17 protein-coding genes are annotated in these 22,826 nt (G+C 59.5%); 8 read left to right on the top strand and 9 right to left on the bottom strand.

Annotation, left to right across the window (positions count from 1 at the left end):
• Positions 1–31 precede the first annotated feature (31 nt).
• Positions 32–823 (top strand): Fic family protein, encoded by a 792-nt coding sequence (locus HMPREF1494_RS06830; RefSeq protein ID WP_033488897.1) that lies wholly within the window; start codon positions 32–34, stop codon positions 821–823.
• A gap of 20 nt (positions 824–843) precedes the next feature.
• On the opposite strand, the gene miaA is transcribed toward HMPREF1494_RS06830, so the two are convergent.
• Together miaA and miaB are read right to left on the bottom strand one after the other, a co-directional pair.
• Positions 844–1,848, bottom strand: coding sequence for a tRNA (adenosine(37)-N6)-dimethylallyltransferase MiaA (gene miaA, locus HMPREF1494_RS06825; RefSeq protein WP_034521337.1), 1,005 nt, complete (start codon positions 1,846–1,848; stop codon positions 844–846).
• On the bottom strand, positions 1,832–3,286 hold the full coding sequence (gene miaB / locus HMPREF1494_RS06820; RefSeq protein WP_003844040.1) for a tRNA (N6-isopentenyl adenosine(37)-C2)-methylthiotransferase MiaB: 1,455 nt from the start codon (positions 3,284–3,286) through the stop codon (positions 1,832–1,834). The genes miaA and miaB overlap by 17 nt, the downstream gene beginning before the upstream one ends.
• 116 nt (positions 3,287–3,402) lie before the next feature.
• Between miaB and HMPREF1494_RS06815 the strand changes: the two genes are divergently transcribed.
• A complete protein-coding gene (locus tag HMPREF1494_RS06815; protein WP_003841456.1) occupies positions 3,403–4,149 on the top strand; it encodes a GTP pyrophosphokinase in 747 nt (248 codons plus the stop codon).
• Between the two features lie 3 nt (positions 4,150–4,152).
• On the opposite strand, the gene HMPREF1494_RS06810 is transcribed toward HMPREF1494_RS06815, so the two are convergent.
• Together HMPREF1494_RS06810 and HMPREF1494_RS06805 are read right to left on the bottom strand one after the other, a co-directional pair.
• Positions 4,153–5,166 (bottom strand): DMT family transporter, encoded by a 1,014-nt coding sequence (locus HMPREF1494_RS06810; RefSeq protein ID WP_003839617.1) that lies wholly within the window; start codon positions 5,164–5,166, stop codon positions 4,153–4,155.
• A gap of 97 nt (positions 5,167–5,263) precedes the next feature.
• Positions 5,264–6,118: a Bax inhibitor-1/YccA family protein gene (locus HMPREF1494_RS06805; protein WP_034521334.1), complete on the bottom strand. Its 855-nt coding sequence runs from the start codon at positions 6,116–6,118 to the stop codon at positions 5,264–5,266.
• A 234-nt stretch (positions 6,119–6,352) separates the two neighbouring features.
• Between HMPREF1494_RS06805 and HMPREF1494_RS06800 the strand changes: the two genes are divergently transcribed.
• Entirely contained in the window at positions 6,353–8,461 is a 2,109-nt protein-coding gene (locus HMPREF1494_RS06800) for a GmrSD restriction endonuclease domain-containing protein (protein ID WP_034521330.1), read from the top strand.
• A gap of 29 nt (positions 8,462–8,490) precedes the next feature.
• On the opposite strand, the gene HMPREF1494_RS06795 is transcribed toward HMPREF1494_RS06800, so the two are convergent.
• Positions 8,491–9,153, bottom strand: a complete 663-nt coding sequence (locus HMPREF1494_RS06795; protein WP_034521329.1) for a response regulator transcription factor — start codon at positions 9,151–9,153, stop codon at positions 8,491–8,493.
• Complete coding sequence (locus HMPREF1494_RS06790) at positions 9,150–10,319, bottom strand: sensor histidine kinase (protein ID WP_034521325.1); 1,170 nt, start codon at positions 10,317–10,319, stop codon at positions 9,150–9,152. The genes HMPREF1494_RS06795 and HMPREF1494_RS06790 overlap by 4 nt, the downstream gene beginning before the upstream one ends.
• 197 nt (positions 10,320–10,516) lie before the next feature.
• Here HMPREF1494_RS06790 and HMPREF1494_RS06785 point away from each other — a divergent pair, with 197 nt between their 5' ends.
• The 3 genes from HMPREF1494_RS06785 to HMPREF1494_RS06775 are packed head-to-tail and all read left to right on the top strand — an operon-like array spanning position 10,517 to position 14,052.
• Positions 10,517–11,497: an ABC transporter ATP-binding protein gene (locus HMPREF1494_RS06785; protein ID WP_012902285.1), complete on the top strand. Its 981-nt coding sequence runs from the start codon at positions 10,517–10,519 to the stop codon at positions 11,495–11,497.
• Positions 11,498–11,513: 16 nt separating this feature from the next.
• Positions 11,514–12,770, top strand: a complete 1,257-nt coding sequence (locus tag HMPREF1494_RS06780) for an ABC transporter permease (RefSeq protein WP_003839599.1) — start codon at positions 11,514–11,516, stop codon at positions 12,768–12,770.
• Positions 12,757–14,052: an ABC transporter permease gene (locus HMPREF1494_RS06775; protein ID WP_003839597.1), complete on the top strand. Its 1,296-nt coding sequence runs from the start codon at positions 12,757–12,759 to the stop codon at positions 14,050–14,052. Before HMPREF1494_RS06780 ends, HMPREF1494_RS06775 begins: the two co-directional genes overlap by 14 nt.
• Before the next feature lie 79 nt (positions 14,053–14,131).
• Here HMPREF1494_RS06775 and HMPREF1494_RS06770 read toward each other — a convergent pair whose 3' ends face one another.
• Positions 14,132–15,082 (bottom strand): AraC family transcriptional regulator, encoded by a 951-nt coding sequence (locus tag HMPREF1494_RS06770; protein WP_051404742.1) that lies wholly within the window; start codon positions 15,080–15,082, stop codon positions 14,132–14,134.
• A 189-nt stretch (positions 15,083–15,271) separates the two neighbouring features.
• On the opposite strand from HMPREF1494_RS06770, the gene HMPREF1494_RS06765 reads away from it, so the two are divergent.
• Both HMPREF1494_RS06765 and HMPREF1494_RS06760 read left to right on the top strand, forming a co-directional pair.
• Entirely contained in the window at positions 15,272–15,922 is a 651-nt protein-coding gene (locus HMPREF1494_RS06765; RefSeq protein WP_034521319.1) for a sugar O-acetyltransferase, read from the top strand.
• Positions 15,923–16,059: 137 nt separating this feature from the next.
• Positions 16,060–17,424 (top strand): MATE family efflux transporter, encoded by a 1,365-nt coding sequence (locus HMPREF1494_RS06760; protein ID WP_003839592.1) that lies wholly within the window; start codon positions 16,060–16,062, stop codon positions 17,422–17,424.
• A gap of 107 nt (positions 17,425–17,531) precedes the next feature.
• Here HMPREF1494_RS06760 and acnA read toward each other — a convergent pair whose 3' ends face one another.
• The gene (acnA, locus tag HMPREF1494_RS06755; protein WP_034521316.1) at positions 17,532–20,231 is read right to left on the bottom strand and encodes an aconitate hydratase AcnA; all 2,700 of its coding nucleotides are present in this window, start codon (positions 20,229–20,231) and stop codon (positions 17,532–17,534) included.
• A gap of 71 nt (positions 20,232–20,302) precedes the next feature.
• Positions 20,303–22,765 carry an HAD-IC family P-type ATPase gene (locus tag HMPREF1494_RS06750; RefSeq protein ID WP_034521302.1) on the bottom strand — a complete coding sequence of 821 codons (2,463 nt, stop codon included), beginning with the start codon at positions 22,763–22,765 and terminating at the stop codon, positions 20,303–20,305.
• Between the last annotated feature and the right edge of the window lie 61 nt (positions 22,766–22,826).

Genomic DNA, 22,826 nt, shown 5'->3' with positions numbered 1-22,826 from the left:
GCGTCACACGGTTCGCGCTATCATCGGGAATATGACTCCCGCAGAACGTGCGAGCGCAGTCGCATTTGCTCTGAAGAACTGCGCACTGGAAGCGATGACGCCGGGTCCTGCGACGATGCAGGCCGCAGCCGATTACGAACGCGGCTCAATCGATGTGTTGCGCCTGATTGAAATCGCCGACGATGAGTCCGATTCGCGAATCAGCCGCTATCGTCTGGCGGACGGCAGCCTGGACGATACCGCCTCCGATCATGCCTCAAGCCTGTTCGCAAGAAACGTGCTGCTGGCGGAACGCGGTTGGAAAACGACCGGAGACCTGAGTGAGCTGACCGCCATCCATAACGGACTGTTCACAGGGGTGTTCGATGATGCCGGCAAGCTACGCACTTCGAACACCACGCGCGAACGCAGTGACGACCGGGCCCGTGCCAAGGATCCGGAAGCGTTCTTCCCCGCCTCGCTCATCGAGACGGGTGCGATGAACATCTCCACCGAACTGGCGGAACAGCATAATCTGACTTGCCTGGACCGCGACGAGTTCATTCGAAAACTCGCCAAAATCTATGACGAGCTCGGCTACCTGCATCCATTCAAAGGCGGCAATGCGATGGTGCTGCGCATCTTCGCTTCGCGTCTTGCGCATGATGCCGGCTGGGACCTTGATTGGGGCCCGGTGACGCGCGAAACATATCGCAAGGCCAAGCATGACGCCTACCAAGGCAAGATCATCGCGTTCGAACGCATGTTCGAGGCGATGGTACGCCCGGCGAATCAGACACGTGTGTTCCTGATCGCCGGATGGGACCAAGGTCCCGCACACTGACAACCCCGCTCGGACCGTTCTCAGTCGATGTCACCGAGGTGATGTTGCGTGTAGGCATCGGCCTGTGCGTCAATGGCATCGTAGTCGCCGGCGTCCGCATGCCCGATGATGGCCATCGCGTTGTCAAGCAGGGCGGGATTGAGCGCCTGTAGCCAGTGGATGCGCGGATCCCGGCCGAACCAGCCCATCTGTTTGCGGGCAAGCCGTTTTGTTTTCTGCGCGATGTCCATGAACGTGTCGTTCAGATCACGCAGACCGTCCAGATAGTCGACGACCTGCTGATAGCCGAGCGCCTTGGCGGCGGTGATGCCGAGCCGAGGGCGAATCCGCTCCACCTCCTCGATGAATCCGCCTTCCAGCATCTGCTTGGTACGGATGTCGATGCGACGATCCAACTCTTCGCGTGGCAGATCAAGACCGATCTGCACGGTGGGAATCACATATCGATAGTGTGGCAGGCTTGCCGAATACGGACGACCGGTCACTTCGATCACTTCCAGCGCACGGATGGTGCGACGCGGATTATGTGGATCCATGCGCGCCGCCGCCTGCGGATCCTTGGCCTTGAGCTCGTCGAACAGCGCTCCGGCACCCTCCGTCCTCTCACGTTCCTCCAACCTGTCACGCACGTTCGGATCGGTGCCGGGGAACGAAATGTCGTCGATTGCGGCACGTGCGTACAGGCCGGAACCGCCGACCAGGATCGGACGAATGCCCTGCCCCTGCAGTTCGGTGATCTTCTCGCGTGCCAACTCCTGGAAGCGAGCCACCGACATGGCGTCATCCGGATCGATGATGTCGATGAGATGATGCCTGACCTGAGCCCGTTCCTCGGCGCTCGCCTTGGCGGTGCCGATATCCATGCCCCTATACATCTGGTAGGCATCGGCGTTGACGATTTCGGCCCTTTCGCCTTTGGACGCCAGCGCTTTGGCGATGGCGATGCCGAGTCCCGTCTTGCCGGATGCGGTGGGCCCCACGATGGAGACCACACGTCGCGACTGTTCCTCAGTGACGGACGGCATAGGTCTGGCCTGCCTTCGGATCGGGATCGGCGATGAGATTATGCCGGCCTGCATGGGTGACGGTGGCGGTGACGAAATCTCCCACCTGCGGCATCGGCTCACCTTCCGGAATGCCGACATGCACGAGCACTCCGGTCCTTTCGCGACCGGTCACGCGATGGGTGGCGGCATCCTTCCTGCCGGACGCACCGGTGACCATCACTTCGACGTCACGGCCTTCGAAGATCTTGAGATTCTCTTCGGTAATGCGCTCCTGCAGGGCGACAAGACGCTCGAAACGGTTCTGGACCACATCATGCGGCACCTGTTCCATCTCGGCGGCCGGCGTGCCGGGGCGTGGCGAGTAGATGAACGTGAATGCAGACGAGAATCTCGCCTCCTCGACCACGCGCATGGTCTCCTGGAAGTCCTCCTCCGTCTCGCCGGGGAAGCCGACGATGATGTCCGTGGAGATCTGCGCGTCCGGCATGGCCTCGCGAATCTTACGCAGAATATCCAGAAACTTCGCGGAACGGTAGGAGCGGCGCATCGCGCGCAGAATCCTGTCGGAACCGGATTGCAACGGGAAATGCAACTGATGCATGACATTCGGCGTTTCGGCCATGGCGGCGATCACATCGTCAGTGAAGGCTGCCGGATGCGGCGACGTGAAACGCACACGCTCCAGGCCCTCGATCTCGCCGCAGGCGCGCAACAGCTTGGAAAAGGCGAAACGATCGCCGATGCCGTAGCCGAAGGAGTTCACATTTTGCCCGAGCAACGTGATTTCCTTGGCACCTTCATCGACGCATTGGCGAATCTCGGCGAGGATGTCGCCCGGACGTCGATCATGTTCCTTGCCACGCGTGGTCGGCACGATGCAGAACGTGCACGTGTTATTGCACCCCACGGAGATGGCCACCCAGCTCGATACCCGAGAGGCACGATCGGTGGGCAGCTGGCTCGGGAAATAATTCAGTTCCTCCTCCACCTTGACCTGCGCATGCCCTTGGACGCGGGCCTGGTCGAGCAGCTGTGGCAGAGAGCCGATGTTCTTCGTACCGAACACGGCATCGACCCATGGGGCCTTCTCGGCGATCCGCTCACGATCGAGCTGCGCCATGCATCCACCGACGGCGATTTGCAGGTTCGGGCGTTCGCGCTTCATCTCGGCCCATAGGCCGATGGTGCCGTACATGCGTTCGGCGGCATTCTCGCGCACCGCACACGTATTCATGACGATCAGGTCCACATCATGATCCATATACTGTTCCTCGGTGGCCGGAACATAGCCGGCACTCTCAAGTACGCCCGCGATGCGTTCGGAATCATGCACGTTCATCTGGCAGCCGAGTGTATGCACGTAGAACACGCCCCTACCCCGCACGGGGGCCGTGTCGACGGTCGGTTCGGCCAGTTTCGAGGCACGCTCCGCCTCGGTCATCATGTCTTCATTCATAACGCACCATGCTATCGGCAGGGCCGCCCAGAGATTGATGAACGAGGCGACAATCATGGCGATTGCGTGAATACGAAGCGCTTCCTCGGTCTTTTCACAGTGTCGTTAGGGGCATCATGGGTACACTGTTGCCCGTGATACTTGACAGACAAAGCCGCATCAACACTGCCGATCTCAAAGCCAGATTGAAGAATGTGGACTTCGGCAAGGGGGCATTCCCTGCCGATCAGATCACCGAATTCATCGATCAGATGCAGGTGTATGAGGGTGCCATGTACGAGATCAGCACCAAGCTGGAAATCCTCGATTCGGAGTTCCAGGTACGCTTCTCGCATGATCCGATCCATCATATGGAACGTCGTCTGAAGTCCGTCAATTCCATTCTGGGCAAGCTGAAAAGGCGTGACCTGCCGCTTACCGTCAATGCCATCAAGGACAACCTGTTCGATGTGGCCGGCATCCGCGTGATCTGCAACTATCGGGACGACGTGTATTCCGTATCCAACTATCTGTCGGCTCAGAACGACATTCAGGTACTGCGGGTCAAGGACTACATCAGGAATCCCAAGCAGAACGGCTACCGTTCGCTGCATGTGATCTATGCAGTGCCGGTGTTCCTATCTTCAGGCCCGCACTACACACCGGTCGAAGTACAGTTCCGCACCATCGCCATGGACTATTGGGCGAGTCTGGAACATGCGCTGCGCTACAAGACGGATCTTCCGGATGCCAAGCTGTCCGAGCATTCGCAGACGTTGCTCGATTGTGCGCGCAGCCTGCAGAACATCGAAACGCAGATGCAGAACATCCATCGCGACATCAACGGCGCACCGCAGGTCGGCGAAGCCCCGAAGACCAGCTGATCATCATCTGCGCCGTTCCGCACCGAGCACCGCATCATCCGACTGCTCGCACCGCCGCAACCGTGGCACCCTGACCGGTATCTGCGCAAGCACGGTTCCCGCGAAAATCAGCGCACAGCCGACATAGGCACGCATCGTCATGACCTCACCAAGCAGCAGTGCACCGCCGATTACGGAAAAGAACGATTCGAGGGACATGATCACGGATGCTCGCGTGGGTGGCACCAATTGCTGTCCGACCACCTGCAGGGTGTAGGCTATGCCGGCGGATCCGACGCCCGCATAGACTATGGCGAACCACGCATGGCCCGCTCCCGCCCAGTCGACGGAGCCTTCGACGAACGAACCTACCCAGCTCAACACGGCGGTTGTGGCGATTTGACCGAACGAGAGCGCGATCACATCCATTTTCCGGCCGAACGTATCGATTACCAGGATGTGCGTGGCGAACAACACGGCGGTAAATAGGAGCACCACGTCGGCGATGGTGATGGAGCCAAAGCCATCGGTGACGCACAGCAGATAGAAACCGACCACGGCTATGGCCACACTGATCACGACGCTCAGATGGATGCGACGACGTAGCACCACGAAGGCAAGCAGCGGCGTCATAACGATATACAGTGCGGTGATGAAGCCGGAACGCCCCGCCGAACCACTGTAGAGCACGCCATACTGCTGCACCGTGCTGGCAGAAAAGAGCACCACGCCGCAGATGACGCTGACCGCCACGGGGCTGGCGGTCCATTTCGGCAGATCCATGACCTTGCCGTCCCCGAGCTCAAGAACCGGCCGTTCGCCTGCATCATATGCCGTTCGAGATCCGGCCGTGGCCTTGCCGCGCCGTCTGAACCATAACAACGGCAGCAACGAAAGGGCCCCCAGCGTGAATCGCGTGGCGTTGAAGAACAGGGGCGTCATGGAAGCCATGCCCTGCACCTGCGACACGAACGCGAATCCCCAAATCATGGCCGTCAATATCAGGCAGGCCATGCCTCCGATCTCTTTGCTCTTCATGAGGAACAACCGTAAAGCAGGCCGTTTACCAACAAAAAGGCCTGACCATATTCTGGTCAGGCCAACAAGCGACGCGAACGTCGTTACTCGATGTGCCTCAGTTACGGCTGCCGAACAGACGCAGGATGTACAGGAACATGTTCACGAAGTCGAGATAGAGATTCAACGCGCACAGAATCGAGATCTTCTTGATCATGTCCGGACCTTCGCCCGCGTACTGGGCGAACAGGGCGCGGGTGGCCTGGGCGTCGTAGACGGTCATACCGGCGAACAGCACCAGCCCGATGGCGGAGATGAGCATCAGGGCGGTGTCGCCCGGTGCGAAGATCGCCAGCAGCACTTCGGCGATGATGAGCACGATAAGGCCTGCAAGCAGGACCGGTCCCGCCTTGAGCATGTTGAACTTGGTGGTGCGGCCGAGCATGGTCAGCGCGAAGAAGAACCCAGCGCACAAGGCCAGTGAAATGCCGATGGTGCCGAGGTCATAGACGGCGAAGATGATGCTCAGGGTAAAGCCCATGAGCGCGGCGTACACATAGAACATGACGCGCGCCGAGGAAGGCGTCATCCTGGTGATGCGGGCACCGAGATAGACGGCCAGCACGATCTGGACGATGGCCGGTGCGAATACGCCGAAGATGCCGGTGTATTGGAGGAACGTGATGTACAGGCCGGTCATCTGCGTGACGATGGCGACCACGGCGGTGACGAGCAGACCAATGGTCATCTCGCCGTAGGCCCGGGTCACGGAAACGCGCTGTGCCTCCTCATAGGCATAGGTCGCCTGGGTGTTGATGGCCGCGGTGCCGTTCTGCGCGTAGCCGTACTGCTGGTACTGGGACTGGCCATACTGCGGCTGCTGGGCATTGTATTGGTACTGATATTGCGGCTGCTGGCCGTTGAGATTGTTGTTGGGGGTGTTGCCGCCCTGGGGCTGCTGACCGAATGTCATAATTGCTCCTTACCTCGATTACGCATAACAGTACGGGATTTTTCTGACTATTTCATGAATATCCCGTACCAATATGACGGAATCGGCACAAACCCGGACTTTATTCATCAACGCACATTGCGACGCCGGTTTTTGCGAATCCCATGCCGACACGCCACGGCTTCCCCCTTCATCACATACGGAACAACGCCCACATCTAGACTGGTAGGAAACGGTCCCGACGGGAAGGTCAGCATGTCAATCAGCGCCACGGAAAAGCCTTTGGGCAAAGTGTTCACCTCCGACTATCAGTTCACCATCCCTTCCTTCCAACGCGCCTACACATGGCAGGCGGACAACGTCTCGCAGCTGGTGAGCGACCTGCAGGACGCGTGCGCGAATCCGGACAGCCCCTACTTTCTGGGCTCCCTGATTCTCGTCAAGGACGGTTCGGCCAGATACCAGGTCATCGACGGACAACAGCGCCTCATCTCGCTGTCCATCATCATCTCCGTACTGCGCGAGTTGGAAACCGACCCGGACCTTATTGGCAGTCTCAACGAGCTTATTCTCGAGCCAGGCGACAAACTGCGCGGCATCAAGGCGCAACCGCGTCTGAAACTGCGCGAACGCGACACCGACTTCTTCCGCATGTATGTGCAGGAAGGCGATTTGGAGGGATTGTTCGACCTGCGCGACGGCGACATCGAATCCAACGCGCAACGCAACATCGCCGTCAATACACGACAGGTCTTCGATGAGCTTGCGAAGATGGAAGACCACGACCGACGCCGTTTCGCCTCGTATCTGGTCAACGAGGTCACGCTGGTGATCGTGACCACCGACGATCTGGCCGGGGCGCATCGCATCTTCGACGTGATGAACATGCGAGGCGTTCCCCTGACCGCATCTGACGTATTCAAAGCGAAATCGGTCGCCGCCATCTCGCCGGTCGCACGTACCGTCTACGCGACCCGTTGGGATGACATCATGGATCCGCTTGGCGACGATTCGCAACTTCTGGAGGAATTCTTCTCGGACCTGCACCTGATCGTCTCGCACAAGGCCGTCTGCACGCAACTGCTCGAGGAGTTCCGCAACGACGTACTCAAACCGTATGTCAGGGATCAGAACGTCATCTCGTTCATCGACGACGTGCTGGCGCCCTATGCCAACGCATGGCTTATCATCAGCAGACCGACCGACGCGAACCTGCCGGACGACGTGGTAGGCCAGCTCGTGGCACTCAACGATTATCAGACCACCGACTGGAAACCGGTCGCCATGTGGGCGCTGGTCAATTCCATCCGCAATCTCGGCAGCGACGCCGCCCGCGTGTTCTCCAAACCCGGAGCGCATACGAGGGAAACCACCACGAACGGGAAGAACGACGAAGACCTGCAACTGCACGACATGGCACGCCTGCGCGACGTTCTGTCCGCACTGGAACGCGTCACCGGCGTGGACAGCCTGAACAGACAAAGCCCGCTGTACCGACGTACGCGTTCGGCGAGCGCCATCCGCGACCTCGAACGAGGCCACACCCTGCAGCAGATCCGCGGATTCCTCATCACCGACGATGACCGCCGGAGCGCGCTGGCCCACCTGCGTGGCGAGCTACAGACCGGTCCCGCGCTGAAGCGTCTGCTGCTCATTCGCGCGAACGAGCAGCAGGCGGGATTGCGCATCACCCGACCGCGTAGTCTCAACGCCGTTGCGATCATGCCCGAACAGGTCGTGTCGGGTTCGTCGTTCGCCGATTGGCCGGAAGCCGTACGTGACCATTGGGCCAACCGTATCGGCAATCTTGCGCTTAGCCAGGCCAATGAACGCCAGCTTGCGCCGCTCGCATCCTTTGAGGAACGCCGCGACCGCATGCTCCTGTCGGCGAGCTCCAAACGATTCCCCCTGACCGCGCAGCTTGCCGATATCGCCCAATGCACTCCTCAGACCCTGCAATTCCGACAGGATGAAACCATCCGGCTTATCGCCGATCATTGGAACATTCGCTACGATGCGGAACGTACCGACCTGTCCACGTTAAGCGAGGAATTCCTCACCAGAAAAACCGAGGCCAAGACGCCGACCTCGAAACGCGTGACCATCATGCAGATTCTGGAGGCCGGGTTGCTCATTCCGGGCGAAACGCTGGTCTGGGACCGACCGCGCAAGGGCGAACGCTGGGTGGTGACCGTCACCGCCGAAGGCAAGCTACGCATGGATGACGGGCAGGAATACGCCTCCCCCACCGCTGCCGCCCGGGCCGTCGGCGGCGGCAGTGCGGGACTGACCGTATGGAAACGCACCTCGAACGGCCAAAAGCTCAGCGACATCTGGAAAGCCTACCGACTCAAGAAACGCTGACCCCCCTTCAGCCAATTCCTCCGACGGACTCAATGGCCGGCAAGCCATTCGACGGCGAGCTTCGTACGGTTCGAAATATTGGTTTTGGCGAGAATGTCGCTGATGCGGTTACGTACCGTGCCCTCGCTTAAGAACAGTTTCGCCGCGATCTCACGGTTGTCAAGGCCCTCGGCGACCAACTCCACCACGTCACGCTCACGGTCGGTGAGATGCGCGAAACGGTCGGGAGCATCCATGCACCCTGAGTCCTGCGGTTCGTTCGGTCGCGCTGCCGTTGGCGCCGTACCATTGGCGAACCGCAACTTCGCGAGAACCTCCGCGCCCATGACGATCTGCCCCGCCATGACGGCCTGCACCGCCGGGATGACGGAAGAGACGTCCTGCTTGATGAGATAGCCTTTCGTACCGATCTCCATGGCTTTGGCGATATACGCCTCATCCGCGAACGTGGTCAGTACAAGGATGCGGGCGTCCGGATGAGCATGAAGGATGCGCTCGGACGCGGTCAATCCGTCCATGCCGGGCATCTGTACGTCAATGAGCAGCATGTCGGGAACGTTCTCGTCATATTTGGACATGGCGGCTTCGCCGCTGTTTGCGGTCCAAGGCACCTCCGCGGCACCGGTCGCCGCAAGAATCGTCGCCAACGACGAGCAGACGATCGGATCATCATCGGCGATGGCGACTTTCATGATGAGGCCTCCTTCGACTTGGGAATCGATACGAACACCCGCCATCCTCCATGATACGGCCCGCAGACGGCGCTACCGCCCAAGGCCCGGGCGCGCTCCTCGATATCGGCCAGGCCGATGCCCCCATCGTCACGGGGTTTCGCCGGCATGGCATGGCCGTCGTCCTGCACGACCAGCTGCCACAATGCCGGCATATCACGCAACGTGATATGCACGGTTTCGGCGTCACTGTGCCTGACGGTATTGTTCAACGCCTCACGAATCGTGGTGGCGAAGCAACGCGCGATCGGAGAGGGCGCATCATCAATGGCGTTGTCGAGCATCACCTCAAGACCCACCGCCTGCGAGGCGGCATCGATCTGCGCGGTGAAATCGGCACCTTCCTCTTTCAGGTCATGCACCGATCTGCGCACCATGGTCATCGCCTCGTTCACCGTCGCATGAATATCCTCGAACCCCCGTGCGTCGGCATCCCGACCGGAGATTTGCGCCACCACTTGAGATGCTTCGGACTGCATGATGGCACGGGTCAGCAGATGCCCGACATTGTCATGAATCTCCCGGGCGATACGGGTACGTTCCGACAGGATGGCCGAACGCACCGAGGCCGCACGGTCCTCCTCGGATTCGGAGAGCCGATTGCGCAACTGGCGAATCTGGTTTCGCCGCGTGTCCTGCAGGCGCTTGGTCTGCAAGAGCAGATCATCAAGCCGCATAAGCTGCAGTCCGACGCCGAATCCCAGCATGGTCAACATGGACAATACCGCAATCCACGCCCAATCCCATGGAAGATTCGCAATGTTCCTACGAACCGCAAGACCTGCGAGAGGTATCGTCCAGACCCATCGCGCACACAGGGCCGCGCACTTGCCCATATCCGACCATGCTTCGCCTTGGCGGAGCGGCCCGCATCCACGAACCGCCGCCGCATCCACCGCAATCACCGGCAACAGCCAGCACATTTCCGGGCACCATACCGCATTGAGCGAGAACGCACAGACCACGGCAGACGTGACGATGCCGAATCGTGTATATTCGCCGACGGCGGCACAGCAGATGGCGAGCACCATCGCATAGATCAGTTGCAGGGAGGCATCGCCGATCACGGCGATGCCGAGAAGCACGCCCATGATCATGAGCAGACCTTGGAATGTCAGTCGCCGCATGCCTTACCTGTTTCGCCTCGCCGTCATACCACTGCTTCAAGCGTAATGCACGTGCTTCGGTATTCGGCGACGACGGCGTCCGAACGTGACAATTGTCATGATGAACCGTCATGGGCGTCATGAACGACGTGATTTCATGCACCATGTCGGAGAATTCCCGCGAACGACAATGGAACCAACGGAGCAAGGAGCATTCCATGAACGAAGACCATTCCACCGTGAGCGCGGTGCAGGTGACGCATCTCGTCAAACGTTACGGCGATATGCTGGCGCTCGACTATTTTGACCTCGACGTACGTCAGGGCGAAATCTTCGGCCTGCTCGGGCCGAACGGTTCGGGCAAGACCACGGCGATCAACTGCATACTCGCGCTGCTCACGTTCGACGCGGGTACGGTACGCGTGTTCGGGGAACCGATCGGCCCGACCAGTTACGCGCTGAAACGTCGCATCGGCATCGTTCCTCAGAACATCGCCGTGTTCAATGAGCTCACCGTCGAGGAGAACATCGATTATTTCTGCTCGCTCTATGTCGGTGACAAGGCCCGCCGACGCGAGCTGGTGAACGAAGCGCTGGATTTCGTGGGATTGCAGGACTACCGCAGATTCCGACCGGCGAAACTGTCCGGCGGACTGCTGCGCCGCCTCAACATCGCATGCGGCATCGCGCATAAGCCCGACCTGATTTTCTTCGACGAACCGACCGTGGCCGTGGACCCGCAGAGCCGCAATGCGATTCTCGAAGGCATCCAGAAGCTCAGCCGCGAGGGCGCGACCGTAATCTACACCAGCCATTACATGGAAGAGGTGGAACAGATCTGCGACCGTATCCTCATCATGGATCACGGCCGGCACCTCGCGCTCGGCACCGCCGACGAGCTCAAAGCCATGATTGACGCCGGCGAACGGATCAGTGTGGAAACCGCCGACCTAGGAGGGACCGCGGACGGCTCGAACACCGCAATCATGCTCAAACGACTGCGCGCGCTCCCCTTCGTGTTGGAGGCGGCCTATGACGGCCGCGAACTGACCGTGCGCTGCCGCCGGGGCGAACACAACCTCATCGACGTATTGAACGTACTCGAGGCGAACGGCACGAACATCGGGCATCTGACCTCGCATCAGCCGACGCTCAATGACGTGTTCCTTGAGCTGACCGGCACGGCGTTGCGCGACTGAAAGGCGTGTGATCACCATGTTGCAGACGTTACTGATCACGTTGAAACTGCATTTTCGTCAGAAAATACAGTTATTCTGGCTGTTCGCCTTCCCCATCATCCTGGCCACCATGTTCAACGGGATGTTCGGCAACATCTCCGAAAACTACGCATTGCACACCTTCGACATGGCGGTGGTCGAAGACGCGGACTGGAAGGCGAATCCGGGCCTGCAGACGCTGATTGCCGGCATCTCGACCGATGGGGGCTCTTCGGACTCCGATACGACGGGCAAGGTCGTCGACGACGACGGCGATATGCCGAAACTCATCAACGCCATCCCGACGACATCGAGAGCCTCCGCCGACAGGCTACTCGCCGACGGCAAGGCGCAAGGCTACCTGTATGCCGACTCCAGCGGCCGGTTGCATATGGCGGTCAGCGAATCCACGCAGGGCAGCGTCACGGATGTGATGGCCAACAGCAGCGGTCTGGGCATCTCGCTGACCATGCTGAACAACATCGTCAACCTGTACAACCGTACCGGCATGGTCATTACCGACATTCTCGCCACCAACCCGACGGCCATGATGGACGGACGACTGACCTCAAGCATCGGCGCGATATCCGGATACACGAAGGAAGTGAAGCTCACGAACTTCAAACCGGACGGAACCGCCCGTTACTATTACGCATTGCTGGGCATGACCGCACTGATGGCGATGACCTTCGCCGTGAGCACGGTGACGATGGCGCAGGCGAATCTGTCGACGCTGGGCGTCCGCCGTTCCGTGGCACCATTGGCCAAATGGAAACAGCTCGCAGCCGGATTCCTGGCCAGCTGGTTCTGCTCGTTCCTAAGCCTGACGGTCGCGATGCTGTACATCCGCTTCGGATGCGGCATATCGCTCGGCGGGCGCGAATGGGCCGCGATCGGCTCCTGCGCGGCGGCATCCTTCTCCGCGAGCGCATTCGGCATGTTCATCGGAGCCCTACCGAAGATGCCGACCGGCGCCAAACATGGATTGTGCACGGCAATCTCGTGCATACTGTCGCTCTTCTCCGGACTGTACGGTTCGTTCGCCATGGGCCTGAGCGATATGATCGCCCGGCATGCGCCATTGCTCAGCCTCATAAACCCGGCCCAGCAGATCACGAACCTGTTCTATGACATTCTCTACTACGACAGCTTCACACCGCTGTTCAAAACCATAGGCATACTGCTCACCATGAGTGCGATCTGCCTGGTAGCAGCGGTCGCTTTCCTGAGGAGGCAACGCTATGAATACCTGTAAAGCCGCATTGCGGATCCTCCATGCCCGCAAACTTTACGTCATCATCTATCTTGTATGGATCGGCGCGATGATGTTGGGCATCAGTTGGCAGATCATGCATGCCTCACGAAACGCGGACAGCACCACCTATCAGCCGAGCGCCGCCCAAGTGGCCATAATCGATCGCGACGCAGACGCCGACGGCCTGGCATCCTCGCTGCGTTCCTATCTGTCGACGGACAGCGAAATCGTCGACATTGCGGACGACGACGAATCGTTACAACAGGCCGTCGCCTCGAACTACGTCGATCTGATCGCCATCATCCCGAAAGGATTCGCCGAACGGTACCAGCGGTATCTGAATGAGGCCGACGGTTCCGCCGCTCAGCCCGCCATCGAGACGGTGGTGAGCTACACCTCCGGTTCCGGTTCGCTCGCACAGTTGAAGGTCAACGAGTTTCTTTCGCTGACACGCACCTCGTATCTGGGACTTCCCTCCGGCGCACGTAACGTGTCCGATGCGGCACGGACAGTATTGGACATCGCGAAGAAAGACATCAAGGAATCATCCGTCGCCGTCATCCAGGCGCCATCCAACGATACCGATACCGTCAAGCCGGCCGCCTCGGCATTCGCAAGCACCATCAAAACCGGCCTGTATCCGCTCTTGCTGGTCATGCCGATATGCACGTTCCTGGTGATCGGCACATTCAACGAAAGCGAGATCCGCCGCCGACTCTATGCCTCGCCGAAACGTTCGGTATCGCTGGAACTGCAGCAGGTGGCCACATGCTGCATGTTCGGCCTGCTGGTATGCATCGGCTACACCGCCGCGATCTTCCTGCTGATGACGATGGCGGGAGTGCCGTTCGAAGGACTGACGATTGCCAACGTCGGACTGTCGTTCGTCTCGCTGCTGGTCTATACGTTAATGGCCATCGCCTGCGGTTTCCTGCTGGGATCGGTCGTTCTTTCCGAAATGGCCGTGAATGGATTCGTCAACGTATTCGGCCTGCTCACCATGTTCACGTCGGGCATGTCGTTCGCAGTGGACATGATGCCAGCCCCGATGATCATGATCGGCAAGCTGCTGCCGGGATGGTGGCTGTGCGTGTCCATCGACAACGTGTTCGGACTCGGCACGGCTTCGAACACCGGCGTGGACTATGGCGCATGGGCGTCGTCGATCGGTCTGGTGGCGTTGTTCGGCGTAGCGTTCGTCTGCCTCGGTCTGGCCCTGGGTCGTATCCGTCGCACCCGTCCGACCTTGGCCTCCCCTGCGACCACGCAGCTGGCGAAGTAAGGATGCCGATCGAATTCGCGATATCGGAGTACTCGACCGCAATCGGCAGCCAGTCCCACACCGTTGGCCTATCGCAACGTCAGGAACGGAGCATGCCGTTGCGATAGGCCAACGGCGTGATGTGCATAAGCCTACGGAACGTGCGTGTGAAAAAACTGGCCGAGGAGAATCCCATCTGGGCGGCGATCGTGGCGATCGGCAGTTGCGTGGTCGTCAGCAGTTCCGCGGCGGCGCGGACGCGCACATCATTGACGAACTCGATCGGCGTCTGACCGAGCAACTCGCGAAAGATCGCGGTACACGTGGTGCGTCCCACCAATCCGGCCGCCGCTATCTGCGCCAACGTGATCTGATGCACGTAATGCTGCTGCACGAAATCGACCATCATGGCGAGTGTGGCGACATGCGGATGCCGTCCGGCATGGTCGTGCATGCCGTCATCGCCGCGCTCGCGTGCGATCACGGTCAGTTCACGCAGTATCGCATAGAAGCAGCTGAGTACGGTCAATGGCGCAGTGTCATCCGCCAATGTCATATCGCCTACCGCCGAAGACCTCATACCATCCGGTCGTCCGAATTTCGCATCGTGCAGTTGCACGATGCGGCCGATCAACTCGCTTCCGTGCACATCATCGGGGTTCAGGACGACGTAGGGCGTCGACTCATCCGTCACCAACGGCATCACGAATCGCTCATACACTGCGGTGGGAGCGCTCATACGTGCGGGATTGAGCAGCGTACAAGAGAATTCGCAGTCGGTGCCGTCTTCGGTGAACCCATAATGCAATTGGCGTGAGTTGACGAAAATCGCCTGTCCTTCCTCAAGACGAATGACCTCGCCATTCACGAAATACCACATGTGACCGTGGATGATATGCGTGAATTCAAGGTCGATATGCCAATGGCATTCCGCACGCATGTTCGGATATTGGTGCAATAAGGAGTGTTCGGTGAATGAAAAGAACATCGGCGCGTCGTATTGCACCATTTCCGCGCCGTTGGGCAGGCGCCCCCAGCCGGTGATCGGCATGAATTCATAAGGTAGACGCTCTGCCCGTTCAGATTGGTTCATCCAACGCTCCGCCAACTCGATTCGGTAAATAGTGCAAAATCTAGGAACGATAGTACAACGAAATGCGGTGTCGCCGAACGACAAGGGCATTGAATGGTACTCAGCATCCATCAATCGATTGACGTACGACGCAGGAGGAGCATCATCATGGCGGACACCATCAGCCAGCCGGCAAAGGACGAATGGGAACGTATGCTTTCCGGTGAACTGTATGTTGCCGACAGTCCGCAGCAGCAGGACGCGAACATGCGCAAACGCCGCCTCGTGCAGGCCATCAACACGTCGAAGTACGACGCGTTCAAGGAACGCGAGGAGTTGTTCCACGAGCTGTTCGGCTCGCTCGGCAAAGGTGGTTTCCTGGAACCGCCGTTCAATTGCGACTACGGCTGCAACACGTACATCGGAGACAACTTCTATGCCAATATGGACTGCATCTTCCTCGACGTCGCGAAGATCACCATCGGCGACCGCGTGTTCTTCGGACCAAGAGTAGGCCTATACACGCCATATCATCCGATCGACGCCGCCGTAGGTTCCTCCGGTCCGGAAGGAGCCCGACCCATCACCATCGGCAGCGACGTTTGGTTCGGCGGCAACGTAGTCGTCGGTCCCGGCGTCACCATCGGCGACGATGTGGTGATTGGTGCCGGCTCCGTGGTGGTCAAGGACATCCCCTCACATTCGGTGGCCGTAGGCAATCCATGTCATGTCATTCGCAGGATCACGGATGCCGACCGTGAATACTGGGAAGGCAAAGCCGCCGAATACCGTGCGTGGAAGGATTCGCTCAAAAGCTGATGTGAGTGGACGGCGGACAGCTGCCGCCATCCCGTGAATCACGACCGCGCATGGTACGGCGCCGGAATATGGCTGACTTGCCACGGCCTCATGTTCCGGCGCCGTTTTTCGTACCCGCCGCACCCACATTCCGACTTATGGAGGCCATCTTGAGAGCCGTTGCAACTTGGCATGATTTTTTGCGTCAGACCATGACGCTAGCCCTGCCCATTGCGTTTCAGCAGCTTATGCTGGCGCTCTCGTCCTGTGCCGACACGTTGATGCTGGCGGGGGTCGGGCAGGATGAGCTGTCCGCGGTATCACTCGCCACGCAGTTCCAGTTCATCTTCAGCCTGTGCCTTGCCGCATTGACGCTCGGCATGAGCATTCTCGTCGCACAGTATTGGGGTGCCGGCAACAAGGAGGCGGTGGAAAAGGTGCTGGCGTTCATCATGCTGTACGCCGGTGGATTGTCGTTGCTGTTCTTCGCCGCGACCTTGCTGCTACCGGATTCGCTGATGTCGATCATGACGAACGACGCCACACTGGTCGCTCTCGGTGCACAGTATCTGAGGATTTCGTCGGTCTCCTACCTGTTCATCGGCCTGTCGCAGATCTACCTGTGTCTGATGAAGAACGTCGGCGCCGCGACCATTGGCATGACGGTGAGCACGGTTGGCGTGATCGTGCATGTTGCGTTGAATGCCATGCTGATTTACGGTTGGCTGGGTCTGCCGGAACTGGGGATTTTCGGAGCCGCGATCTCCACGGTGATTTCGCGCGCGATCGAGCTGATATGGTCGGCTGCGGTGGCCTCACGAAACGACAGGCCACGATTGCGGTTGCGCATGATGTTGCATCCGGACGTAATGCTTCAGCGGGATTTCTGGCATTACAGTCTGCCGGTACTCGGCAACGAGCTGGTGTGGGGCTGCGGATTCACCATGTACACCGTGATCATGGGTCATCTTGGCGCGGATGCGGTGGCGGCCAACTCCATCGCCAATATCGTCAAGGATCTGCTGGTCTGTTTAAGTCTTGGTCTCGGCAATGCCGGTGGCATCCTGGTCGGCAATCTGCTCGGTCGCAATGCGTTCGAAGAGGCGAGGATCATGGGCGATCGACTATGCAGACTGGTGGCGCTGGTTGGCGTCGGCACGGGACTGCTGATCGTCGCCGTACGTCCTCTGGCATTGCGGTGGGCTGGATTGACGCCACAAGCCACGCACTATCTGTCGGTCATGCTGCTCATCTGCGCATACTATGCGGCCTGCGGATGCCTGACCAACCTGACCATCGCAGGTATTTTTCCAGCCGGCGGCGACGCGAAATTCGGTCTTGTCTGCGACGCGATCGTCATGTGGGCCATCGTCGTGCCGATTGGTCTGCTATCCGCCTTCGTAATCAAGTTGCCGGTGCTGGCGGTCTACGCACTGCTCAATACCGATGAATGCATCAAGATGATTCCCGCCCTGATCCACTATCGCAAATACCGCTGGATCAACAACGTGACCCGCCAATAACCCAACTTTCCGCAGCAATCATGGAGCGAACCGGCCACGATTGGGCCGAGCATACGAAAAAAAGGGGGATGGAATCCGATGATCCCATCCCCCTGGTAGGTTCCCACCTACTTCATCAAATTACGCAGGACGTACTGGAGAATGCCTCCATTGCGGTAATAGTCCGCTTCACCCGGAGTGTCGATGCGCACGATCGCATCGAACTCGGTCTTGGAACCATCCTCATGGGTGGCGGTAACGTGAACCGTCTTCGGGGTGAAGCCGCTGTTGAGTTCCTCGACGCCGGAAATGTCATATGTTTCCGTACCGTCGAGACCGAGGCTTTCATAGGACTCACCCGCCGGGAACTGCAACGGCAGCACACCCATACCGATTAGGTTGGAACGGTGGATGCGTTCGAAGCTTTCGGTAATGACAGCCTTGACGCCCAGCATGACGGTGCCCTTCGCGGCCCAGTCACGCGAGGAACCGGTGCCGTATTCCTTGCCGGCAAGCACAACCAGCGGCACGTCGTTGCTGATGTAGTCGCGGGATGCCTCGAAGATCGTAGTCGGCTTCTTGGCCAGGAAATCATAGGTAAAACCACCGGGGGTGACTTCTTCGCCTACGGAGGCGAGCAGCTGGTTCCTCAGGCGGATGTTGCCGAAGGTGCCGCGCACCATGACCTCATGGTTGCCTCGGCGGGAACCATAGGAGTTGAAGTTCTTCGGTTCGACACCGCGGTCGGTCAGATACTTGCCGGCCGGGCTGGTGGCCTTGAACGCACCTGCCGGAGAGATGTGGTCGGTGGTCACGGAGTCGCCGAGCAACGCGAGCACGCGGGCACCATGAATGTCACTGACCGGATCCGGGGTGGCCTTCATGCCGTCGAAGAAGGTCTGCTTACGCACGTAGGTGGAATTCTCATCCCATGCAAACAGCTCGCCTTCCGGCACATCAAGGCCCTTCCAGCGATGATCGCCATCGAATACGGAAGCGTAATCCTTGAGGAACATCTCACGGCTGACGGTACCGTCGACCACGGCTGCGACCTCTTCGTTGGTCGGCCAGATGTCCTTGAGATATACGTCGTTGCCGGCTGTATCCTCGCCGAGTGGCTGGGTCTCAAAATCGAAGTCCATGGTACCGGCGAGCGCGTAGGCAATGACCAACGGAGGAGATGCCAGATAGTTCATCTTGACATCCGGGCTGATACGGCCTTCGAAGTTACGGTTGCCCGACAGTACGGAAGTGACGGTCAGGTCGTTGGCATTGATGGCTTCGGAGATTTCCGGCAGTAGCGGACCGGAGTTGCCGATGCAGGTGGCGCAGCCGAAACCGACCAGCTGGTAGCCAAGCGCGTCGAGATCGTCCTGCAGGCCGGCGGCCTTCAGATAGTCGGCCACCACTTGGGAGCCCGGGGCGAGCGAGGTCTTGACCCACGGCTTCGGCTTGAGTCCCTTGGCATGTGCATTGCGGGCGATCAGACCGGCGGCGATCATGACGGACGGATTGGAGGTGTTGGTGCAGGAGGTGATGGACGCAATGGCCACGTCACCGTTCTTGATGTCGAAGTCGCCACGGAAGTCGGTGGAGACGGCAACCGGCTCCTGCACGGTCTTGTCGGTCTCGTAATCCGGCAGGGTCTCGGCGAACCTGGCCTTGGACTCGGTCAGCACGATGCGGTCCTGAGGTCGCTTCGGCCCGGCGATGGACGGCACGACCGTACCGAGGTCGAGTTCGAGGTATTCGGAATATTGCGGTTCCACGTAGTTCGGATCGGTGGTGTCTCCCCACAGCTTGTTGGCCTTGGCGTACGCTTCGACAAGTGCGATCTGCTCTTCGGAACGGCCGGTCAGGCGCAAATAATCAAGTGTGACGCCGTCGATCGGGAAGATGCCGCAGGTGGAGCCGAACTCCGGACCCATGTTGCCGATGGTGGCGCGGTTGGCCAACGGCACGGAAGCGATGCCTTCGCCATAGAACTCCACGAACTTGCCGACCACGCCATGCTTGCGGAGCATGTCGGTGATGGTCAGGACCACGTCGGTGGCGGTGACGCCCTCCGGAATGGAGCCGGTGAGCTTGAATCCGACGACACGCGGCACGAGCATGGAAATCGGCTGGCCGAGCATGGCCGCTTCGGCCTCGATGCCGCCAACGCCCCAGCCGAGCACGCCCAGGCCGTTGACGGTGGTGGTGTGTGAATCCGTACCCACACAGGAATCGAGATAGGCGAGTTCACGACCGTCTGCGGCGGCCGCGGTCATGATGACCTTGGCAAGGTATTCGATGTTGACCTGATGGATGATGCCGGTTCCCGGCGGTACCACGCGGAAGTTCTTGAACGCCTGCTGCCCCCAGCGCAGGAACTGGTAGCGTTCGCCGTTGCGCTGATATTCGATGTCCATGTTCTGTTCGACCGCATCGGCCACGCCGTATTTGTCGATCTGCACGGAGTGGTCGATGACCATGTCGGACTGCACCTGCGGGTTGATGACCTCCGGATCGCCTCCCAGCTCCTTGACCGCATCGCGCATGGTGGCGAGATCGACGATGCACGGCACGCCGGTGAAGTCCTGCATGACCACACGGGACGGGGTGAATTGGATCTCATGACTCGGCTGTGCGGCCGGATCCCAATCCAACAGGGCCTTGACATGATCATCCGTAATGTTGGCGCCGTCGATGTTGCGCACGAGGTTCTCGACGAGGACCTTCAACGAATACGGCAGATGATCGATGCCCGGCAGATCCGCAATGCGGTAATAGTCGTAATCCTTGCCGTCCACCTTCAGGGTGTCCAGCTGGTCGTCGCGCACAGACATGCTACCTCCGAGCTTTCTTGGATGTATAACAACAGCTGATTATCCGTTGTCAACGATACAGGGAGGTTAATTCAGCTCTGGCGTGTCTTCTTGAAGTATGGGACAATACGCGGCAGTTTCGGCACGAGCCAGATGCATAGCGCGAACATGATGGCCGACAGCGCCAGCGCGACCATGGTGGCACGCAGCATCTCCCCCGTCGGTATGACGAGCGCAAAGAAACGCGCGGTGAAAGGCGCGAACATGCCGGCCACGCCAGCCATGGCGAACGTCAGCACCAGCACGCCCCTCCACGAGTTCAAGGGGCTCGCCACCCGTGCCAGCACGAAAATGCCCATCATGAGCAAAATGATGGCATTGACGCCACGCAACATGGCCAATTGGACGCTCGAACGCTCGACATCCCATCCCATGAACATCGGCAGCAGCCATGACGTGCACAGAATCGACAGGCCCGTAGCGACGCCTCCTGGCAATGCAAAGCTCACCACACGCTTCAAAAAACCAGGAATATACCGACGTGTGTTCGGCGCCAGCGCCAGAATGAACGCCGGCATGCCGATGGTGAGCCCTCCGATATAGGTGATGTGACGCGGTAGATACGGAAATGGAATCTGCGTCAGTACCACACCAAGTGAAATCAGCGCGGAATACACGGTTTTGACAAGAAACAGGCTGGCTACGCGTTCCATGTTGGCCATGACCTGGCGTCCTCGGGCCACCACGTCAGGCAGATGCGAGAATTTCGAATCGACGAGCACCACCTGCGCCACGGCTTTGGTGGCCGGCGCCGCATTGCCCATGGCGATGCCGAGGTCGGCCTCCTTGATGGCCAGCGCATCATTCACGCCGTCGCCGGTCATGGCCACTACGTGGTCGGTCAGGTGCAATGCCTGGACGATGGCTTTCTTCTGGTCCGGCAGCACGCGGCCGAGCACATCCACATCATCGAGCACGCGAGCCAGTTCCTCACTGTTGGCCGGCAGTGCACGCGCATCCATGAACACCGGCTCCCGTTCGCCGGTCAATCGTACTTTTCTGGCGATCGCACCGACGGTGACGGGATTGTCGCCGGAAATGATGCGACAGCGCACGCCCTGCTCACGGAACCAGGCGAGCGTCGCCTCCGCGTCGCCTCTGATGTGTTCGGAACACAGCACCAACGCAACCGGCTGCGATGTGGAATCAAGCTTCGGATCGGTCTCGTAGTCGGACGAGGCGGCCCCGTCGAAACGTACGATCAGCAACACTCGATTGCCGTCGTCGGCGAAATCATTGACCTGACGCAATATGCCGGAATAATCGCCGTCGAGATGGGAGATGATGACCTCCGGCGCGCCCATCGTCCATACGGCATCGCCATCGTAGATCGAGCTCCATTTGCGGGCCGACGAAAACGGCACGCGTGCCGTAACCACACCCGGGGCAAAGCCCTGCTCCCCCAGCCCCGCAAGAACCGCCTGTCCGGTGCCGTTCGGCTGGCCTTCGTTCGACAGATCGAACAGTGCCTGCTTGATCCGATGCTCATCCGCATCATCCGCCAATGGGACGATACGGTTGAGCATGATGCCGCCGTCGGTGATGGTACCGGTCTTATCAAGGTTCAGGCAGTCCACACGGGCAAGCGTCTCCACGGACTCGAGTTCCTGCACCAGCGTGTTCCGTCGTGCCAGTCGGATTGCGGCAAGCGCGAAATTCAGCGAGGTGAGCAACACCAGGCCTTCGGGAATCATGCCCACCACACCGGCCACGGCGGAGACGACCGCGGAACGCCATTGGCCGGTCGTAACGGCAGTGTCCCAGCCTCCCACGGCGTGAATCTGCGACCAGATGAGCAGCACGCATAACGGTACGACCAGAAAGGTCATGAACTTCAGAATCGTGTTGATGCCCTTGTTCAGGTCGGAGACGGTTTTCTTGTAGACCTTCGCCTGTGCGGTCAACGTAGCGGCATAACTGTGTTCGCCGACCGCCTCGACCTTCGCCAACGCCATGCCGGAGATGGCAGTGGAACCGGAATAGATTCGTTCCCCATCGCCCTTGCGTACGGTACGCGATTCACCGGTAAGCATGGATTCGTCCAACTCCAGGCCCCATGTACGCACGATCCGAGCATCGGCGGGCACCTGTTCTCCCGAACGGATCCACATGAGATCGCCAAGCACGATTTCGTTATGCGGCACCTCGACGTCCACCCCGTCGCGACGCACCAGATAATCCGAAGCGACGAGAATCGACAGTCTGTCAAGCGTACGCTTCGCCTTAAGCTCGGTGATGATGCCGATGCCGGTGTTGATGATGATTACAAAACCGAAAACGGCATCCTTCCAGGACCCGGTAATGAGCACCATGAGCATGGCCGCGAGAATGATGCCGTTGAACAACGTGAACACATTCGCACGGATGATGTCGACCAGGGAGCGCGAGGTCGACGACTTGACGGCATTGGCCTGCCCGCCGTCTTTCAGGGTCTTGACTTCGGCGGCCGTCAGACCCGACTCGCCGATCGGGGGCATGGAAGGACTTGCACTCATGCTTGTCAGCCTACCGTCCCCGACTTATCCATGCCGGACTTTCCTGTGAAAGCACGGTGAA

The organism is Bifidobacterium sp. MSTE12 (assembly GCF_000513015.1).
GTDB classification, from domain to species: domain Bacteria; phylum Actinomycetota; class Actinomycetes; order Actinomycetales; family Bifidobacteriaceae; genus Bifidobacterium; species Bifidobacterium dentium.
This window is presented reverse-complemented; position numbering and strand designations above follow the sequence as displayed.

Coding starts and splice junctions, on each gene's coding strand:
- HMPREF1494_RS06830 (WP_033488897.1), top strand. CDS start 32: ATGACTCCCGCAGAACGTGCGAGCGCAGTCGCATTTGCTCTGAAGAAC.
- miaA (WP_034521337.1), bottom strand. CDS start 1,848: ATGCCGTCCGTCACTGAGGAACAGTCGCGACGTGTGGTCTCCATCGTG.
- miaB (WP_003844040.1), bottom strand. CDS start 3,286: ATGAATGAAGACATGATGACCGAGGCGGAGCGTGCCTCGAAACTGGCC.
- HMPREF1494_RS06815 (WP_003841456.1), top strand. CDS start 3,403: ATGGGTACACTGTTGCCCGTGATACTTGACAGACAAAGCCGCATCAAC.
- HMPREF1494_RS06810 (WP_003839617.1), bottom strand. CDS start 5,166: ATGAAGAGCAAAGAGATCGGAGGCATGGCCTGCCTGATATTGACGGCC.
- HMPREF1494_RS06805 (WP_034521334.1), bottom strand. CDS start 6,118: ATGACATTCGGTCAGCAGCCCCAGGGCGGCAACACCCCCAACAACAAT.
- HMPREF1494_RS06800 (WP_034521330.1), top strand. CDS start 6,353: ATGTCAATCAGCGCCACGGAAAAGCCTTTGGGCAAAGTGTTCACCTCC.
- HMPREF1494_RS06795 (WP_034521329.1), bottom strand. CDS start 9,153: ATGAAAGTCGCCATCGCCGATGATGATCCGATCGTCTGCTCGTCGTTG.
- HMPREF1494_RS06790 (WP_034521325.1), bottom strand. CDS start 10,319: ATGCGGCGACTGACATTCCAAGGTCTGCTCATGATCATGGGCGTGCTT.
- HMPREF1494_RS06785 (WP_012902285.1), top strand. CDS start 10,517: ATGAACGAAGACCATTCCACCGTGAGCGCGGTGCAGGTGACGCATCTC.
- HMPREF1494_RS06780 (WP_003839599.1), top strand. CDS start 11,514: ATGTTGCAGACGTTACTGATCACGTTGAAACTGCATTTTCGTCAGAAA.
- HMPREF1494_RS06775 (WP_003839597.1), top strand. CDS start 12,757: ATGAATACCTGTAAAGCCGCATTGCGGATCCTCCATGCCCGCAAACTT.
- HMPREF1494_RS06770 (WP_051404742.1), bottom strand. CDS start 15,082: ATGCCGATCACCGGCTGGGGGCGCCTGCCCAACGGCGCGGAAATGGTG.
- HMPREF1494_RS06765 (WP_034521319.1), top strand. CDS start 15,272: ATGGCGGACACCATCAGCCAGCCGGCAAAGGACGAATGGGAACGTATG.
- HMPREF1494_RS06760 (WP_003839592.1), top strand. CDS start 16,060: ATGGAGGCCATCTTGAGAGCCGTTGCAACTTGGCATGATTTTTTGCGT.
- acnA (WP_034521316.1), bottom strand. CDS start 20,231: ATGTCTGTGCGCGACGACCAGCTGGACACCCTGAAGGTGGACGGCAAG.
- HMPREF1494_RS06750 (WP_034521302.1), bottom strand. CDS start 22,765: ATGAGTGCAAGTCCTTCCATGCCCCCGATCGGCGAGTCGGGTCTGACG.